The organism is Microbispora sp. NPDC049125 (genome assembly GCF_040802045.1).
Lineage (GTDB): Bacteria > Actinomycetota > Actinomycetes > Streptosporangiales > Streptosporangiaceae > Microbispora.
This window is the reverse complement of record NZ_JBEZDW010000007.1, coordinates 25,089-41,508: the sequence shown is the minus strand read 5'-3', so window position 1 is coordinate 41,508 and position 16,420 is coordinate 25,089. Positions and strand designations below refer to the sequence as shown.

The 16,420-nt window shown below is 73.5% G+C and carries 15 protein-coding genes and 1 pseudogene; 10 read left to right on the top strand and 6 right to left on the bottom strand.

Annotation, left to right across the window (positions count from 1 at the left end):
- Positions 1 to 48: 48 nt before the first annotated feature.
- On the top strand, positions 49 to 780 hold the full coding sequence (locus AB0B72_RS10900; protein ID WP_367738408.1) for a methyltransferase domain-containing protein: 732 nt from the start codon (positions 49 to 51) through the stop codon (positions 778 to 780).
- Positions 781 to 831: 51 nt separating this feature from the next.
- Here the strand turns inward: AB0B72_RS10900 and AB0B72_RS10895 are convergent, their stop codons facing one another.
- Both AB0B72_RS10895 and AB0B72_RS10890 read right to left on the bottom strand, forming a co-directional pair.
- Positions 832 to 2,079, bottom strand: coding sequence for a hypothetical protein (locus AB0B72_RS10895; RefSeq protein ID WP_367738407.1), 1,248 nt, complete (start codon positions 2,077 to 2,079; stop codon positions 832 to 834).
- Entirely contained in the window at positions 2,076 to 2,597 is a 522-nt protein-coding gene (locus AB0B72_RS10890) for a SigE family RNA polymerase sigma factor (RefSeq protein ID WP_367738406.1), read from the bottom strand. The genes AB0B72_RS10895 and AB0B72_RS10890 overlap by 4 nt, the downstream gene beginning before the upstream one ends.
- Before the next feature lie 110 nt (positions 2,598 to 2,707).
- Between AB0B72_RS10890 and cysC the strand changes: the two are divergent.
- A pseudogene (gene cysC / locus AB0B72_RS10885) lies at positions 2,708 to 3,928 on the top strand (adenylyl-sulfate kinase); the annotation flags it as partial.
- A 15-nt stretch (positions 3,929 to 3,943) separates the two neighbouring features.
- On the opposite strand, the gene AB0B72_RS10880 reads toward cysC, so the two are convergent.
- On the bottom strand, positions 3,944 to 4,987 hold the full coding sequence (locus AB0B72_RS10880; protein WP_367738405.1) for a glycoside hydrolase family 26 protein: 1,044 nt from the start codon (positions 4,985 to 4,987) through the stop codon (positions 3,944 to 3,946).
- A 275-nt stretch (positions 4,988 to 5,262) separates the two neighbouring features.
- Here AB0B72_RS10880 and AB0B72_RS10875 point away from each other — a divergent pair, with 275 nt between their 5' ends.
- The 8 genes from AB0B72_RS10875 (at position 5,263) to AB0B72_RS10840 (ending at position 13,538) form a co-directional block, all read left to right on the top strand.
- The gene (locus AB0B72_RS10875; protein WP_367738404.1) at positions 5,263 to 6,501 is read left to right on the top strand and encodes a hypothetical protein; all 1,239 of its coding nucleotides are present in this window, start codon (positions 5,263 to 5,265) and stop codon (positions 6,499 to 6,501) included.
- Complete coding sequence (locus AB0B72_RS10870) at positions 6,498 to 7,790, top strand: hypothetical protein (RefSeq protein ID WP_367738403.1); 1,293 nt, start codon at positions 6,498 to 6,500, stop codon at positions 7,788 to 7,790. Before AB0B72_RS10875 ends, AB0B72_RS10870 begins: the two co-directional genes overlap by 4 nt.
- A complete protein-coding gene (locus AB0B72_RS10865; RefSeq protein ID WP_367738402.1) occupies positions 7,787 to 8,746 on the top strand; it encodes a hypothetical protein in 960 nt (319 codons plus the stop codon). Before AB0B72_RS10870 ends, AB0B72_RS10865 begins: the two co-directional genes overlap by 4 nt.
- A complete protein-coding gene (locus tag AB0B72_RS10860; protein ID WP_367738401.1) occupies positions 8,743 to 9,600 on the top strand; it encodes a sulfotransferase domain-containing protein in 858 nt (285 codons plus the stop codon). The genes AB0B72_RS10865 and AB0B72_RS10860 overlap by 4 nt, the downstream gene beginning before the upstream one ends.
- The gene (locus AB0B72_RS10855; RefSeq protein WP_367738400.1) at positions 9,588 to 11,036 is read left to right on the top strand and encodes a lipopolysaccharide biosynthesis protein; all 1,449 of its coding nucleotides are present in this window, start codon (positions 9,588 to 9,590) and stop codon (positions 11,034 to 11,036) included. The genes AB0B72_RS10860 and AB0B72_RS10855 overlap by 13 nt, the downstream gene beginning before the upstream one ends.
- The gene (locus AB0B72_RS10850; protein WP_367738399.1) at positions 11,033 to 11,944 is read left to right on the top strand and encodes a sulfotransferase domain-containing protein; all 912 of its coding nucleotides are present in this window, start codon (positions 11,033 to 11,035) and stop codon (positions 11,942 to 11,944) included. The genes AB0B72_RS10855 and AB0B72_RS10850 overlap by 4 nt, the downstream gene beginning before the upstream one ends.
- 131 nt (positions 11,945 to 12,075) lie before the next feature.
- Positions 12,076 to 12,696, top strand: coding sequence for a cyclodeaminase/cyclohydrolase family protein (locus AB0B72_RS10845; protein WP_367738398.1), 621 nt, complete (start codon positions 12,076 to 12,078; stop codon positions 12,694 to 12,696).
- A complete protein-coding gene (locus tag AB0B72_RS10840; protein ID WP_367738397.1) occupies positions 12,693 to 13,538 on the top strand; it encodes a bifunctional 5,10-methylenetetrahydrofolate dehydrogenase/5,10-methenyltetrahydrofolate cyclohydrolase in 846 nt (281 codons plus the stop codon). The genes AB0B72_RS10845 and AB0B72_RS10840 overlap by 4 nt, the downstream gene beginning before the upstream one ends.
- A gap of 87 nt (positions 13,539 to 13,625) precedes the next feature.
- On the opposite strand, the gene AB0B72_RS10835 is transcribed toward AB0B72_RS10840, so the two are convergent.
- From AB0B72_RS10835 to AB0B72_RS10825, 3 genes are read right to left on the bottom strand one after another with little or no spacing between them, the layout of a single operon-like run.
- Positions 13,626 to 14,462, bottom strand: a complete 837-nt coding sequence (locus AB0B72_RS10835; protein ID WP_367738396.1) for a WecB/TagA/CpsF family glycosyltransferase — start codon at positions 14,460 to 14,462, stop codon at positions 13,626 to 13,628.
- Positions 14,462 to 15,397 carry a glycosyltransferase gene (locus tag AB0B72_RS10830; RefSeq protein WP_367738395.1) on the bottom strand — a complete coding sequence of 312 codons (936 nt, stop codon included), beginning with the start codon at positions 15,395 to 15,397 and terminating at the stop codon, positions 14,462 to 14,464. The genes AB0B72_RS10835 and AB0B72_RS10830 overlap by 1 nt, the downstream gene beginning before the upstream one ends.
- Positions 15,394 to 16,335, bottom strand: a complete 942-nt coding sequence (locus AB0B72_RS10825; protein ID WP_367738394.1) for a sulfotransferase — start codon at positions 16,333 to 16,335, stop codon at positions 15,394 to 15,396. The genes AB0B72_RS10830 and AB0B72_RS10825 overlap by 4 nt, the downstream gene beginning before the upstream one ends.
- Positions 16,336 to 16,420: the final 85 nt, after the last annotated feature.

The following is a 16,420-nucleotide window of genomic DNA, read 5'->3' as shown; positions in this document are numbered from 1 at the left end:
GACGCCAAATCCCCTACTAATCGCTGTCGTATGACTACTCTCAGTGGCATGTCTGAGGTTCGGTGGTCACCCGTAGATCAAGACGACGTGTTCAGCCAGCGGATCCGCGAGCAGTGGACCGACCAGCTCGGCCGGCGGCTCGACATCCTCATCGCGGGGTGCGGCCGCGGCGGCACCCTGGACACCGGCCGCTACGAACCGCGGATGATCGGTGTGGACGAGGACCTCCCCGCGCTGCGGGCGCACACCGGAGCCCGGGAGGACCTGGAGTCGTCGTACCTCGGCGACCTGCGTCTCGTGCCGATCCCGCCCCGCTCGTTCGACGTGGTCTACGTGGCGTTCCTCCTCGAACGCATCCAGCACGCCGAGCTGGTCCTGGACCGGCTCGTGGCCGGCCTGCGGCCCGGCGGGCTGCTGCTGCTCAAGATGCGGGACGCCAGGTCCGCGTACGGCTTCTGCGACCGGGTGACGCCGGGATGGCTGCGCCGCGCGCTGTGGAAGACGCTGACCCCGGCCGGGTCGGTGGGCCCGCTCCCGGCGGTCTACGAGCCGCTCACCTCCCGGGAGGGCATCCAGGCGTACTGCCTGATGCGCGGCCTGATGATCGCCGAGGACTACTCCGCGGTGAGCGGCCCGGCCCGGCGGGGACCACACGGCGCACTTGTCGCCATGGTCTGCCGGACCGTGGCCGCCCTGTCGCGCGGCCGGCTCAACGGCACCGAGGACGAGATCACGATGGTGATCCGCCGCCCTCAGAACCATTTCGCCCGCCTCATCTGACCGTCCCGGCGCGTCCTCGGCGTCGGCACGTGCCCGGCCGGGGCGGCACGCCTAGCGTGGAGTGAGGACCGGCGTCCACGTTCCCGGGCGCTGGGTGTTCTCACGGTAGGCCGAGAGCCGGACGACCTCTTCGCCGTCGACGCCGACCAGCGCCAGCCCGTTGCTGAACTCGTTCCGGCAGGTGCCCGCGCACTGGACGGCGATCAAGTGGTCGCCGTCCGCCCAGGCCAGCAACTGCTCCATCTTCTGCCGGCCGACGACCTGTCCCGTGGCGACGTCCTTGACGACCGTCTCCGGGCCGGGCGGGCTGCCGCCGTCGGCGTAGAGCCTGCCGTCGGGGGAGATCCCCGCCTCCTGGTAGGTCCTCACCGGCTCCTCGGGAGCAGGTCGGGGCCGTCCTTCGAGGTCGTAGTACCGCCACAGGGGCTGGCCCGGCTCGCCCGCCGACGGATTCCCCTCCCTGACCATGCCGTCGGGGCTCCAGACGAAGTCCCCGGGCTCGCGCGGCATGCGCTCCTGGGCATCGCTGGAGATCGCGTGGAACTTCGCCTGACCGGTGGCGACGTCGACGATGTGGAAACCGGTGCGGCTGCCGGGCGGGTCCTGCCAGCTGCTCCCGTCAGCGGACACGTTCAGCCGGATGCTGGGATCGGTGTCGTAGGCGGTGAGGAGCAGCCTCGTGCCGTCGGGCGACCAGGACACCGAGGCGACCGGATGGTCGAGATCGACCCATTCCACGATCTGGCGCGTGCTCATGTCGAGCACGCCCACCCGGCGGGCCGGCAGGTCGCGCTCCAGCACCGCGGCGTACCGGAGTCCGGGCGAGACGTCCAGGGCCGCCCAGTCCGTCTTCTCGTACTCCCCTGTCCCGGGGTTCAGCAGGTACCAGACGTCGTGACGCCGCATGGTCTTGGCGGAGATCTTCTCCTCCTTCCAGACGTAGTACGCGGAGACGGCGAGGCGTCCGGCCGCGATCATCGTCTTGGGCGGGGAGTTCTCCGTGTCGGTCCGCACGTCGGAGCTCTTCACGGTGACGGCCCCCTGGTGGTACGGCTCCACCGGGACCACGGCGGGCTTGGCGGCGCCGTCCTGGAGGCCGGGCTTCGCGAGCCGGGGCGCCACGACGGTCGAGACCAGCAGGACCACCGCGGCCACCAGCGCGGCGCACGAGATCGCCCCCGCGAACCTCGACACGCGCAGGCGGGACCGGCGGCGGAGCGCGCGATCGGCCAAATTCCGGGGGACGCGGGCCTCCTCGGCCCACTCCTCCATGGTCTGCCGGAGAATCCGGGGCGTCATGACGTCACCTCGCTGGCGGACAGGCGGAGATCGGCGAGCTCCGGCGCGGTCTGGCGCAGCCGCGCCAGGGACCTGTGCGCGGTGCTGCGCACGGTCCCGACAGAGCATCCGAGGAGGCGGGCCACCTCGGCCTCGGGAAGGTCCTCCAGATAGCGGAGCACGAGGACCGCCCGCTGGCGGGGCGTCAGGCGGGCCAGGGCGTGCCGCAGGATCATCCTCAGCTCGGCGTCGCCGGTCCCGTCGCCTCCCACACGATCGGGCACGTCGGCGACCGCGGTCTCGCGCCGCCGCCACGCCAGCCGCCACCAGCTGATCTGCTGCCGGTACATGATCTGCCGGATGTACGCCTCGGGGTCGTCCATGCGGCCCCACCGGGGCACGGCCTTCGCCAGAGCGGCCTGCAGCAGATCCTCGGCGGAGTGCTGGTCGCCTCCGGTGAGAAGGTAGGCCAGCCGCATCAACGCCGGGGCACGGGCCGACACGAACTCGCGAAAACCCCGCTCGTCTGCGGCGTCCACGATCACCTCCACGGGTTACTGTCGGCTACTAGACGCCCCGCACTGCCACGCACTATGCGTCCGCACCGGGATAAAGTGCTTAACCGACCACCCCACAAGCGGAAACGGAAGCCATGACCGAGTGGACTCCCGACGCGCGGGAGCTTGCCGACCTGGAGCTGCTCCTGTCCGGCGCGTACGCGCCGCTGACCGGCTTCCTCACATCGGCCGAGGTGAACGGCGTGATCGAGCAGGGGCGGCTGCCGGACGGCTCCGCCTGGCCCGACCCCGTCACGATCGCCCTGCCCGACGAGATCCGCCCCGGCGACCGCGTGACGCTCAAGGACCCCGAGGGCGCCGCGCTCGCCGTGATGACCGTCGAGGAACGCGACGGCCACCACGCCGCCGGGCCGGTCGAGGCGCTCGACGCCCCCGCCTACGGCCCGTTCGCACGGCTGCGCCGTACACCGGAGGAGGTCCGCAAGGACCTGGCCGACGGGGAGGTCCTCGCGGTCACCATGCGGGGGCCCCTCGACCAGGCGGCGCTGGACGACGTGGCGGCGACCGCGGAGGAGCTCGGCGCGACCGTGCTGCTCATGCCCCTGATCTTCGGGGAGGCCGGCCCGGCGGTGGTGCGCGCGGCGCTCAAGGCCGCCGAGCGGCTGCCCGGCGCGTCCGTCGTGGCCGTGCCGCTCGCGCCGCGCGAGGACACGGAGATCGATCTGGAGCTGCGCGAGCACGTCGCGCGCAACTACGGCGCGACCGAGCACTACGCGGGCCCCGCGCCGATCTCCATCCCGGGGCCACCGCACCGCCGGGGGGTGGTGGTGTTCTTCACCGGGCTGTCCGGCTCCGGCAAGTCGACGATCGCCCGGGGGCTGCGCGACGCTCTGCTGGAGCGGGGCGGCCGGGCCGTCACCTATCTCGACGGCGACGTGGTCCGGCGGCTGCTGTCGGCCGGGCTGACGTTCTCCCGGGAGGACCGCGACCTGAACATCCGGCGGATCGGCTTCGTCGCGTCCGAGGTGGCACGGCACGGCGGTCTCGCCGTCTGCGCCCCCATCGCGCCGTACGCCGCCACCCGGGACGAGGTCCGGGCCATGGTCGAGGAGGTGGGGGCCGACTTCCTGCTGGTCCACGTCGCGACCCCGCTGGAGGAGTGCGAGCGCCGGGACAGGAAGGGCCTGTACGCCAAGGCGCGCGCGGGCCTGATCCCCGAGTTCACCGGGATCTCCGACCCGTACGAGGAGCCCGACGACGCCGAGCTGGTGATCGACACGACCGGCATGACCGTCGAGCGCTCCGTGGCCGCCGTGCTGAACCTGCTCACCTCCGGCGGCTGGGTCCGCTGACCCCTCCGCCGGCCGTCAGGCGGGGGGAACCGGGGTGGAGCTGAAGCGGGGCCGGGTGGCCAGCCAGGTGAAGGCGCGGGTCGCGCCCGGCGTGGTGTCGAACCGTGTGTCCCCCCGGGGCGCCAGCGGCGAGTCGAAGTAGACCAGCGCCTTGATCTGCGGGAAGTCGCCGAGCTGCCGGCCCACCGACTCGAAGAAGTCCCGCTTGAAGCGCGGCATGCCCGGCCGTTCGAAGGCGCCCCACTCGGCCACCATGATCGGCTTGGCGGGGAAGCGCGCCTGCATCCACCGGTAGAACCCGGGCCAGGACGGGTGCTCGGGGCGGGTCTTGTCGACCAGGCCGGCGAAGTCGCTCACGCGGTCGTCGGCGTAGGGGTCGAGGGCCACCCAGTCGACCACGTCGTCACCCGGGTAGAGCTTGCCGAACCATGGCTTGTCCGCCCAGTTGGGGGCGCCCATGTAGGTCATCACGGTCACCGCGTTCCGCACGCCCCGCTGCCGCAGGCGGGTGACCACGTGGCGGTACATGGCGGCGTAGTCGGCGGCCGAGTAGCCGCCGCCCTGGCGGACGTCGTTCTCCGGCTCGTGGTGGATCGTGAGGAAGAACCGCCCGGGAAAGGTGGCCAGGATGTGGTCGGCCAGCCGGTCGACGCGCCCGTCGGCGGCGCCCCCGGCGATCTCGGCCCACGTGCGCTCCGGGGCCGGCTTCCAGTTGACGAGCAGCAGCCGCGGCCCCTTCGCGACCTCCCGCTCCTCCGCCGTCGGGAACAGCTCGCCTCCCCGGTGGTAGACGTGCACGATGTCGGCCCGGCGGCCCATCCGCCGCTCGGCCAGCTCCACCGAGCGCACCGGCCCCCTGCCGGAGAAGACGTCGGGCGCGATCCCCCACCACGCACCGCACGTCGGGATGAGCTTGGCGGTCACCACGCATGTCCCCTGCGCGCCGCCCGTGCCGGCGGTGACCGTCCCCACGCCCCCCGCCGTGCCGCCCGCGGTGTTGCAGGCCGCCACGCATCCCCCGGCCACCAGTACGGCCAAGCCGGCGATGATGATCCTCATCGCGCCCCCTTTTCCGGCAGACCATGAATCCCTTTGTGAATGGACGGCACTCACCCTCCCACCAACCGCCGGACGGCGGGGGTGAGTTTTCTCATCTCACCTATGCGGAAATATCCGTGGAAATCGGGTGATTGCCGAGCCATAGACCGCCGGGAAATCACCAATAGCGGGAGGAGAAAAGCGCGACTGCGCCTATAGTTCGAGACCGGGCTCCGGGGTCGGCCGGAGCCCGGCCACCCCCGTCCCGACCCTTACCCCCACGGCCGGAGAGCGCCATGAGTCTGCCGTCGCACAGCCGGGAACTCACGGACTACGGCTCCGTGCTGCGGCGACGGTGGCCGCTGTTCGTGACGCTGTTGATCGCCGGCGTCGCGGGCGGCGCCGCCCTGCTGGTGAGAACGCCGCCGCAATACTCGGCCGTCGCGCAGGTGCAGGTGCTCGCGACCGGCGTCCAGGATCAGCTGAATCCGGTGACATCGCGGCAGCGGGAGCCACTCAACCTCGACACCGAATCGCAAATCGCCCGTTCAGTCGTCGTCGCCCAGATAGCCGCCCGGGGACTGAAATATCGGGATCCGGAGGAATTGCGGGAGAGAGTCCATGTCGACGTACCTCCCAATTCCGCCATTCTCTCCATTTCGTTCACCGCCTCGACCCCCGAATCCGCGGCGGCCGGGGCTCAGGCGTTCGCCGACGCGTACCTGCGCAACCGGACCCGGGCGGCCGGCGCCGCGCTCGACGCCGAGATCAAGCTGGTCGCGGCGAAGCTCCGCCAGGTGGACGCCGAGCTCGACCCGCCCGCCGCCACGGCGGGCGGCACCCCGGGCACACCAGCAGGCGGCACCACGGCGGGCGGCGCCGCGGCCCGTACGGTGACCAGCCGGCACCAGGCCGTGCTCACCCGGCAGGAGTCGGCGCTCACGTTGCGGTACGACGCGCTCAAGACCGTCGTGGTGACACCGGGGACCGTGATCAGCCCGGCCCGCCCGCCCTCCGCTCCGAGCAGCCCCAGCGCGCCGATCTACCTGGGGAGCGGCCTGTTCCTCGGGCTCCTCGCCGGCGCGGGGGCCGCCTTCTGCCGGGACCGGCTCGACACCCGCATCCGCAGGCCCGGCGACGTCGAGAGGCTCACCGGCCTGCCCGTGCTGGCCGAGCCGCCGTCCCGCCCCGAGCCCGCGATCTTCCATGAGCTGGCCGCGGCCGTCGCCACCGCGCTCGGCGAGGGTCGCCACACGTTGCTGGTCGAGGCCGTCGGCGCGGCCGGCGCGGCCAGGCCGCTCGCCAAGGGGCTCTGCGCCGCCTTCGGGCACTTCGCGCCCGTCTCCGTGGTGACCGGCCGGGCCGACCGTCCCGACTCGGCGCTGCTGCTGGCCGCCCTGCGCCGGACCCGGTCGCCTCAGGTGGCCCGTGCCGTACGGCAGCTCAGGCGGCAGGGTGTGCGGGTCCTCGGTGTGGTGGCCGTGCCGCCGGGGATCACCGTCCCGGCGCCGGAACCGGTGGAGCGGACGGCGTGAGACCCGCCGCCTGGCCCATCGCGGCGCTGCTCCTCGGCTATCCGGTGTGGTGGGCGCTCGGGTTCGGGGGGCTCGCGGTCGTGGTGCTGGCCGTGCCCATGACGGCCGTGCTGTGGCGCAGGCGGCCGATCCGGGTGCCATCGGGCTTCGGGCTGTGGCTGCTGCTGCTCGCCGGCTACCTGATCAGCGCCGTCGCGCTTGCCGAGACGCCCGGCGGCACCTACGGCGAGCTCGCGCCCGGCCGGGTCATCGGCTACCTCATGCGGCTCGCCCTCTACGCCGCCCTGCTGATCATGGTGCTCTACCTGGGTAACCTCACGGAGGAGGAGCTGCCGCAGCGCACACTCGTCCGATGGCTGGGCGCGCTGTTCGTCACGGCCGTCGCCGGCGGCCTGCTGGGCGTGCTCGCGCCGAGGTTCGAGTTCACCTCGCCACTGGAGACGGTCCTGCCGGAGTGGATCGGCGGCAACCCGTTCGTACGGAACCTGATCCACCCCACGGCGGCGCAGATCCAGCACGTGCTGGGGCACGCCTCACCACGGCCCGAGGCGCCCTTCGAGTGGGCCAACGCCTGGGGCGCCGACATCTCGGTGCTGGCCGTCTGGTTCGTCGTGGGCTGGTGGGCGTACGGCGGGCCGTACCGGCGGGTGGCCGCCGTGATCCTGCTGGCCGTCGCCGCCGTCCCGGTCGTCTACTCGCTGAACCGGGGGCTGTGGATCGGGCTGGCCGTCTCCGGGGCGTACCTGGCGCTCAGAGGCCGCCGCCCGCTCGCTGTGGCCACGGCAGCCGCGCTGGCCGGGGCGGTGTTCCTGCTGTCGCCACTGAGCGCGATGGTGGGGCAGCGGCTGGACAACCCGCAGAGCAACGGCATCCGCGCGTTCACGGTCGCGACCACCGTGCGGGTCGCCGCCTCCTCCCCCGTCATCGGATACGGCAACACGCGCAACGCGTACGGCAGCCACCGCACGGTCACCACGGGCAAGACGCGGTGGTGCCCCGACTGCGGCCACCCTCCGCTCGGCAGCGACGGCCAGCTCTGGCTGCTGCTGATCAGCCAGGGCTTCGCCGGCGCCCTGCTGTACGCCGGCTTCTTCGCCGGCGCGGCGCGCCGCCACTGGGCGGACCGTTCGCCGATCGGCAAGGCGGGGACCCTCGTGATGATCCTCGTGCTTCTTTACATGGTCGTCTACGACGGCCTGGTGAGCCCTCTGAGCCTTTACCTGATCTCGTTCGCCCTGCTCTGGCGCAACGCCCAGGCGGGCGCCGTGAGGCCACGGGAGACCACATGAACGACGCCCGAGCCCGGCTGGGCTACCTCGACGAGACACTGCGCCTGCTCTACCCGGGCCTGCTCTACCCGGCGGCGGGCGGGCGGAGCGCGCGCACCGTGCTGCCGCATCGGCTCGTGCCCCGGCGGCTGGTCCCCCGCGCCCGCTGGCACGCCGCGCTCGGGCGTCGAGTGCTGGTGGGAGCCGGGCCGGACACGATCGAGACGTACCTGAGCGAGGTGCTTGGCCGCCGGGTCCTGACCGTCGTCCACGTGCGCCCGGCCCTCCGGGCCAACCGCAAACCGGTGCTGGAGGCGCACGACGCGTCGGGCCTGCTGGGGTTCGTCAAGATCGGCGATTCGGAGCGCGCGCGGGAGCTGGTCCGGCACGAGGCCGGAGTCCTCCGGATGCTGGGCGATCACGCTTTGAAGGCGGTCGTGTCGCCCGCCGTCCTGCACCACGGGGTGTGGCGCGGGCTGGAGGTGCTCCTGCTGTCCCCGCTTCCCATCACGTCCAGGCGGATCCCCGCGAGCCTGCTCAGCGCCGCCGTACGGGAGATCGCGGGCCTCCCACCTGACGGCGGGAGAGGTTCCGGGCCTGGCGGGGAGCGGAGCGAGGGGTGGCGGTGGCACGGTGACCTGGCGCCGTGGAACATCGCGGCGGGGGCCGACGGGCGGCTCCTCGTCTGGGACTGGGAGCGGTTCGCAGGCGGGGTGCCGCTCGGCTTCGACGCCCTGCATCACTTCTTCCACCGCTCTCTGCGGCGCATGCCGCCTCCCGTGGCCGCACGGGCGTGCCTCGCCAACGCCGGGAGAGTCCTGGAGCCCTTCGCGATCTCCACCGGGCAGGCCCGCCGTACCGCCGCCCACTACCTGATCACGATCGCCGACCGGCATCACCGGGACGGTCACGAGCCGCTCGGCCCGCCGTCCGGGTGGCTGAGCCCGGTGGTCGACAGTCTGGAGTGCCTGCTGTGAGATCGTCGTTGAAGCGGCCCGCCCACGCCGTCTCCTTCCTGACCGGGAGGCTCACGGTGGGCGCGCGGATGCTGCCGTCGTTCCTCATCGTCGGGGCGCAGCGGTGCGGCACGACCTCGCTCTACCGCACGCTCTCCCAGCACCCGCTCATCGCCAAGCCGGTGCTGCGCAAGGGCGTTCACTACTTCGACGTGGCGTACGACCGTGGGCCCGCCTGGTATCAGGCCCACTTCCCGCTGGGGTCCACCGCACGGCGGCTTGAGCGCCGGTACGGCACGCCTCCCCTGGCGTTCGAATCCTCGCCCTACTACATGTTCCACCCGCTCGCGCCCGGGCGCATCGCCGTGGACCTGCCGGGCGTCAAGCTGATCGTCCTGGTGAGAGACCCGGTCGAGCGGGCCTACTCGGCACATGCCCACGAGTGGGCGCGGGGCCTGGAGACCGAGCGGCGCTTCGAGCGGGCCGTGGAGCTGGAGCCCGAGCGGCTCGCCGGGCAGGAGGAGCGGCTGCGCGCCTCGCCGCACGCGGTCAGCCACGCCCACCGCCACCACGCCTACCTCGCCCGCGGACGGTACGCCGAGCAGCTCGCCCGCCTGGAGGCGCTGGTGAGCCGCCAGCGGATCCTCGTCCTCGACAGCGGGAGCTTCTTCACCGACCCTGAGCCGGTCTACGACCGCGTGCTGGAGTTCCTCGGGCTGCCCCGGCTCGGGGACCCGGTGTTCGAGGTGCGCAACGCCCGGCCGCGCGACCTGGCCATGCCGGCGGGCCTGCGGGCCCGGCTCGACGAACACTTCGCCGCCAGTGACGCCCAGCTGGAGCCGTGGCTGGGAGCGGTGCCCTCGTGGCGGCGCTGAACCGACCGGCCGGAGGTTCCCATGGCCGGACGAAGGCGTGCCCCATCCGGGAGCCGCGCGGGCCGGCCCGTCACAGCGCCGCGAGCCGGCCGGAGGCGGGGCCCGGCGGAGGGCTGGCCCGGCATGGCATCGCCGGCCTCGCCGTGGCGGGGATCAGCGCCACCGCACAGTTCCTGGCCGTGCTGGTCGTGACGAGGTCGCTGGATCCGCCGTCGGCGGGTGCGTTCTTCACCGCGACGGCCGTATGCCTCATGCTCGCCGGGATCCTGCGGCTCGACACCGGCAACGGCCTGGTCCTAGCCCTGGCCGGCGGCCAGGGCACAGGCGGCCAGGGCACAGGCGGCCAGGGCACAGGCGGACGTGGGACACCGGCGAGCCGGGCGGCGGCGACGCGCCGGATGCTGTGGGGCGTCCTCGTTCCCGTGGCCGCGCTCTCCGTGCTCGCCTCCGTGGCGGTCGCGGTCTCGGCGGGGGCGCTCGGCGAGGCGACCGGTGTGCCGGAGGGCGTGTGGCCGGTGCTCGGGGCCGCCCTCCCTGCCGCCGTCCTGGCGGACGTGCTGGTCTGCGGCACGCGCGGCACGGGCACCATGCGGCCGACGGTGCTGCTGTCGGGGATCGCCCAGCCGCTCGCCCAGCTCGCCCTCGTCGCCGCCGCCGTCCTCGGCGGTGCCCCGCTCCCCGTCCTCGTGGCGGCGTGGGCCCTGCCCTCGCTCCCGGTGGCCGCGCTGGCCGCGATCGGTCTCGGCAGGCGGAAGCCGTACGGGATGGGTGACGTCCGCTCCTTCTGGCGCCGCACGGCGCCCCGGTCGGTCGCGGCGGCGATCCAGGCGGTGTTCCAGCGGCTCGACGTCGTGATCGTCGCCGTTCTCGCCGGGCCCGCCGCCGCGGCCGTCTACACCGCCGCGACCCGCTTCAAGGTCATTGGGCAGCTCGCGAACCAGGGGCTCGCCCAGGCCGCCCAGGCTCGGCTCGTCCGGGCGCTGGCGGACGGCGACCTGGCCAGGGCCGCGCGGCTCTACCAGACCACGACGATCTGGCTGGTGGCGCTGACCTGGCCGATCTGGCTGGCCTACGCGGCGCTCGCGCCGTGGCTGCTGCCGCTGTTCGGGCCGGGATACTCCGGCGGGACGGCGGTGGCGTTCGTGCTGTCGGCCACCATGATGCTCGCGACGGCCTGCGGCATGGTCGACGTGGTGCTCGTCGCCTCCGGGCGTACGGCGGCTTCGCTGGCCAACACCGCGGCGGCCGTCAGCACGACGGTGGCGCTCGACGTCCTGCTCGTGCCGGGCCACGGCGCGCTCGGCGCGGCGGTGGGCTGGTCGGGCGGCGTCGTCGTGAAGAACCTGCTGCCGCTGACCCAGGTCGTCCGCTGGTACGGCCTGCGCCCCTTCGGCCGGCACTCCGTGGCCGCCCTCCGCGTGACGAGGGCGGCGTGACGGCGTCCGGCCCTCCGGTGCTGGTCACCGGCCTCCCCCGCAGCGGGACGAGCTGGGCCGGCCGGATGCTCGCGGCCGGCGGCCGGCTCGTCTACGTCAACGAGCCGCTGAACCCGCAGCGCCCGCCAGGTCGCTCGCCCGGCGTGCTCGACGCGTCCGTCACCCACCGCTTCCAGTACATCTGCCCGGACGACGAGACGCCTTGGCTGGAGGCGTTCTCGGCCACGGTCGCCCTGCGCTACGGCTGGCTCGCCGAGCTCCGCGGCAACCGCCGCCCGGGTGACCTGGCCCGGATGGCGAAGTACGGCACGGCGTTCGGCGTGGGCCGCGTGACCGGCAGGCGGGCCCTGCTCGACGACCCGTTCGCGCTGCTGTCCGCCGCGTGGTTCGCCGGCCGCCTGGGCTGCCGGGTGATCGTCCTCGTCCGCGATCCCGTGTCTTTCGTGGCGAGCTGGCGGCGGCTCGGCTGGACGGTCGACTTCGGCGAGCTGCTCAGCCAGCCACTGCTGTTACGCGACCATCCGTGCGTCGAGGGGCTAAGCCCGGTGGCCGGCTCCGAGGACCGCGTCCTGAAGGCCGCCGCCCTCTGGAAGGTGGCGCGGCAGGTGACCGGCGATGTGGCCGCCCGCACACCGGGCGTCAGGGTCGTGCGCTACGAGGACCTCTGCGCGGCCCCGCTCGACGGCTTCCGCGACCTCTACGCCTGGTGCGACCTGCCCTGGACCGAGCGCGCCGCCCGTCGTGTCGCCGCCGCCTGCACCGCCTCCCGCTCATGCACGGGCGCGTTCGCCTGGACCGGCCTGTCCCGTACGGCGTTCCGCCCCATGGACTCCCGCCTCGCACCCGCCGCCTGGGGTCTTTCCCCCGCCGACACCGCACGCGTCGAGGCTTTGACCACCTCTGAGTGAGGAGCGGTCCGGGTGGCGGTCCTGTGGGACATCGCACCGCCGATGGCGGCCTGTCACGCGTCCCTGGCCGGCGGGGCATGGGAAGATCTCTCCCGCCGTGCTCCGACGTACCGACCGAAGGGCGAGCACCGATGCGCGACGAGACGATCGGCGACTTCCTGTCCCGGCTGGCCGACCGGATCCCTGCCCCGGGTGGAGGCGCTGTGGCCGCCCTGCACGCAGCCCAGGCCGCGGCGCTGCTGGGAATGGTCGCGCGCTACAGCACCGGGGAGAAGTACGCCGAGCACGCGCAGGCGGTCGAGCGGATCATCGCCGAGACCGGCGAGCTGACGTCCGCGGCCCTGCGGCTGGCCGAGGAAGACGCGGCGGCCTTCACCGCGGTCGCCGACGCCTACAAGCTGCCTAAGGACACCGACGAGGCCAAGGCGTCCCGCTCGGCCGCCATCGGCCAGGCCCTGGTCGGCGCCGCCAGGCCACCGGCCGAGGTCGTCGCCGTCGCCCAGCGGGCCGTCGAGCTGGCCGAGGAGCTGCTGCCCGTCGGCAACCGCAACGTGATCACCGACATCGCCGCCGCCACGGAGGCCGCCCGGGCCGCGGCTACCACCGCACGGGTGAACATCGAGATCAACGCCGGCGGCATCAAGGACGAGCAGGCCCGTGCCGGCCTTGTGGCGCAGGCGGCGCGAGTCGACGACATCGCCGCCCGCGCCGAACGGGTCACCGCCGCCATCCGCGAGGAGATCGGCAAGTGAGCGCCACCGTGCTCTCCGGCAAGGAGCTCGCGGCGTCCATCCGGGCCGAGGCCGCCGCCGGAGCGGCCGAGCTCGCGGCGGCCGGGAGACCGCCGAAGCTCGCGGTCGTCGTCGCGACGGCGGACGAGTCCAGCGCCTGGTACGTCCGCTCCATCGCCAGAGCCGCCGAGAAGGCCGGAATCACCTGCAACGTCTTGGATCTCGGCGCGGACGCCACACCTGGCGCCATCCGCGACGCGCTCACCTCGCTGTCCGCCGACGAGACCGTGCACGGCGTCATCCTCCAGACCCCCCTGCCGCAGGGGGCGAAGCCTGAGGATCTGGCCGGCGCCATCGCGTCCGGCAAGGACGTCGACGGCGCCAATCCGCTGTCCCTCGGCCGCCTGGCCGCCGGGCTCCCGGCGTTCGCACCGGCCACCGCCGAGGCCGTGGTGGCGATCCTGGACCACTACGGGATCGAGCTGAGCGGCCGTCGCGTCGCAGTGGTGGGCCGGTCCACCGTCGTCGGCAAACCCGCCGCCCACCTGCTGCTCGACCGCGACGCCACCGTCACGATATGCCACTCCCGTACCAGGGATCTGGCCGCCGTCACCTCCACCGCCGATGTGGTGGTGGCCGCGGTGGGCCGGGCGGGGCTGATCACCGCCGAACACGTCAGCCCTGGGGCGGTGGTGGTCGACGTCGGCACCAAGCCCACCGAGGACGGCGGCCTGGCGGGCGACGTCGACGCCGCCACGGTCGCCGGGAAGGCCGGAGCGCTGACACCCGTGCCCGGCGGGGTGGGCCCGGTCACCACCGCCCTGCTCCTGCGCCACACCGTCCAGGCCGCCACCGCACGCTGACGGAGATCTCTTCCCGCCACCGGCGATGGGCCATGTCGGAGCGTAAACCTGGGGGCGTGTCCCGGCGAGCGGCTACCCGGGCCGGGCTTACCGCGCGGCCCGCATCGCATCCCGACGTCTCGGATCCTCGGCTCGGTGACGGAGGAGGGACGTCGCGAGCAGGCGGAGGGCGAAGGGGAGGTCGTCGACCAGGTAGCGGCGGGCGAGCCGCTTCGGCTCGCTGACCAGGCGGAACAGCCATTCAAGGCCGTGGTCGCCCATCCACGCCGGGGCCCGCCGTACGGAACCGGCCGCGAAGGCGATCGCCGAGCCGCAGCCGACGAACCAGGCACCCGGCAGATCGTCCCGCAGAGTGGTGATCAACCGGTCCTGCCGGGGGAATCCGAGCCCCACGAAGACCAGGGACGGCCGCGCGGCGACGAGGCGCGCACGCACCCGCGCCACCGCTTCCGGACAGGTGTCGAACCCGTACGGCGGAGCGTCCACCCCGGCGACGACGAGCGCGGGGTGGCGGGCGACGAGCGCGTCTCGGGCGGCGTCGGCCACACCGGGCCGCCCACCGACCAGGTAGATCGGAAGGCCGCGCGCGGCGGCGGCGCCCGACAGTGACCAGATCAGGTCGGCTCCGGTCACCCGGGCCGGCAGGGGGGAGCCAAGCAGCCTGGCCGTCCACACCAGCGGCATCCCGTCCGCCACCGCGAGGTCGGCGCCGTCGACCAGCGCGCGAAGCGACGGATTTCGGGAGACGGCGCGGCAGATGTCGACATTGGGCGTGACGACGTGGCCGCCCCGGCCGCGTTCGATCGCGGTCATGACCTCGTCCACGACCTGCGCCTCGGTCAGCGCGTCGAGCCGGATGCCGGCGACCTTCACGCGGTCGTCCAGGTCCGTCAGGCGCGACTCGCCGAGTGGCGGCTCGGGCATCAGATGCCGCGCCCGCGGGTGTGGAGGGCGTTCATGACGACGCCGGCGGAGACGAGCCTGGTGGCGACCGCGAGCGCGACGGCCGCCCTCGGCTCCGCGTGCCGGGCGACGAAGGCACGCAGCGACCAGCGGGCGGCCTCACGGCGGTGGCCGAGAGCCGCGTGCGAGAAGGCGAGCTGGCCGAAGATCCGGGCGGCGCCACGAGGATCGGCGGCCAGCTCCGGATGCCGGGCCATCATCCATTCCAGCCCCGCTATCCGGTCGGCCCACCGGCTGACGTAGTGGGAGCCGCCCCAGTGGACGCGCGTGAGCGGCCGGTCGACGTGGACGATCGGGTGCGGTCGAGCGGCGCGCAACGCGAGATCCCAGTCCTCGTTCTGGCCGCCGGGTGCGCTTTCGTCCACCCAGAGCGAGCCGCGCCGGAACAGGAACGTCGACGAGTGCACCATCATCATCCGGGACGTCGTCAGGCGTTCCCGCGTGATCCGTGTCGTGCCCGCGAGGCGGGGGACGCGGCGGGAGCCGTACTGGACCTCGATGGCGCAGCTCGCGAAGGAGGCGGAGGGCTCCTCGGCCAGCGCGGCGACCTGTGCGGCCAGCTTCCCCGGCAGCCAGACGTCGTCGTCGTCGCAGAACGCCACGAGGTCGGTGCCGAGCGCCGCGATGCCGGTGTTCCTGGCGCCGGGCAGGCCGGGTGTGCGGTGGTTGGGGATCACGAGCACATCGCCCGCCGAGCCGGTCGAGCCCATCGAGCCGGGCGTCCCGGCCGGGGTGATCGATCGGGTCACGCCTGCGACGTCCGCTTCGCCGTCGACCACCACGACCACCTCGACCCGGCCGCCGTACTCCTGGCCGAGCACGCCGGACAGGGCGGCCGCGAGCGGGCCCGGCCGGTCCCCGCGGGTCGGGATGACGACGCCGACGGACGGCGTCATCGCGCGGCCTCCGCCCGGTACCGGAGGCGATAGCCGTACGAACGAAGGAGGGGCAGTGTGATCGCGGTGACCAGCCACCGCTGGGCGAACGGCAGCGGGGCGCGCCGCCGGCGCAGATCGACACCGCCCACGGCGAACCGCATGGGGTTCCCTGAGACGGTGTGCGCGACACCGAGCCGAGCCCGCCCGCCGTCGAGGAAGCTCAGCGCCGCCCCGGGCGGCGCGAGCGGATCCGACAGCCCCAAGCGGGCGGCGAGGCCGCCGATCACCACGGCGGGGTCGTCGACCAGGTCCTCGTAGCGGACGCGGACGACCTCGACGCCCTTGCGGCGCAGCGCCTGGAACGCGAGGTTCTGCGCGACCCAGTGAACGGCCGTGCGGACGGGTGTCCACCTGGTCATGGGCCTGCCGTCCTCGGGACGGCGCACCCTCCTGCGCCAGGACGACGCGACCGCGCGGGGATCCCGCACCACGTGGACCACGCGCAGATCCATGATCGCGGCAAGGCAGTACGCCAGGGAGGCGTGCTTGCTGGAGTCCACCACCACACGGCAGTCGGCGATCTCGGCCGCCGCGGCATAGATCCGGGAGTAGGACCGTACGTATTCGGCCAGCTCCGCGTCCCGTCCGGCGAGACCGAGCGCCAGGGCGGGGATGCGGCGGGTGCGGTCCACCCGGGTGCGCAGGCGCGGCAGCCACCCCGCCTGGCTCTCCCGCCACCTGCCGAATGCGCGGATGCCGACCTTGCTCCAGAACGGGCACTGCGAGAACGGCTGACCGCACCCGCAGGGCTCGTCGGCCTGGACGCCTCGCGCCCACAGGTGGACGACCTCGCCGAGCGGCACCACCCCTGGAAGCTCGCCGAGCAGGCGTTCGAGCAGGGTTGTGCCGCTACGCCCGAGCCCTCCCACGAAGACCACCGGCTGAGCCTCGGCCACGAGTCCTCCACGTCCTGGTGACGGAACGTGACGACCTTAGCCGCGAGAGTGATCGACTCGCCGGTGATCGGTAAAGGATCTACCA

Excerpts from the sequence above, each read along its gene's own strand:
- AB0B72_RS10900 (WP_367738408.1), top strand. The coding sequence starts at position 49 with ATGTCTGAGGTTCGGTGGTCACCCGTAGATCAAGACGACGTGTTCAGC.
- AB0B72_RS10895 (WP_367738407.1), bottom strand. The coding sequence starts at position 2,079 with ATGACGCCCCGGATTCTCCGGCAGACCATGGAGGAGTGGGCCGAGGAG.
- AB0B72_RS10880 (WP_367738405.1), bottom strand. The coding sequence starts at position 4,987 with ATGAGGATCATCATCGCCGGCTTGGCCGTACTGGTGGCCGGGGGATGC.
- AB0B72_RS10875 (WP_367738404.1), top strand. The coding sequence starts at position 5,263 with ATGAGTCTGCCGTCGCACAGCCGGGAACTCACGGACTACGGCTCCGTG.
- AB0B72_RS10865 (WP_367738402.1), top strand. The coding sequence starts at position 7,787 with ATGAACGACGCCCGAGCCCGGCTGGGCTACCTCGACGAGACACTGCGC.
- AB0B72_RS10845 (WP_367738398.1), top strand. The coding sequence starts at position 12,076 with ATGCGCGACGAGACGATCGGCGACTTCCTGTCCCGGCTGGCCGACCGG.
- AB0B72_RS10835 (WP_367738396.1), bottom strand. The coding sequence starts at position 14,462 with ATGCCCGAGCCGCCACTCGGCGAGTCGCGCCTGACGGACCTGGACGAC.
- AB0B72_RS10830 (WP_367738395.1), bottom strand. The coding sequence starts at position 15,397 with ATGACGCCGTCCGTCGGCGTCGTCATCCCGACCCGCGGGGACCGGCCG.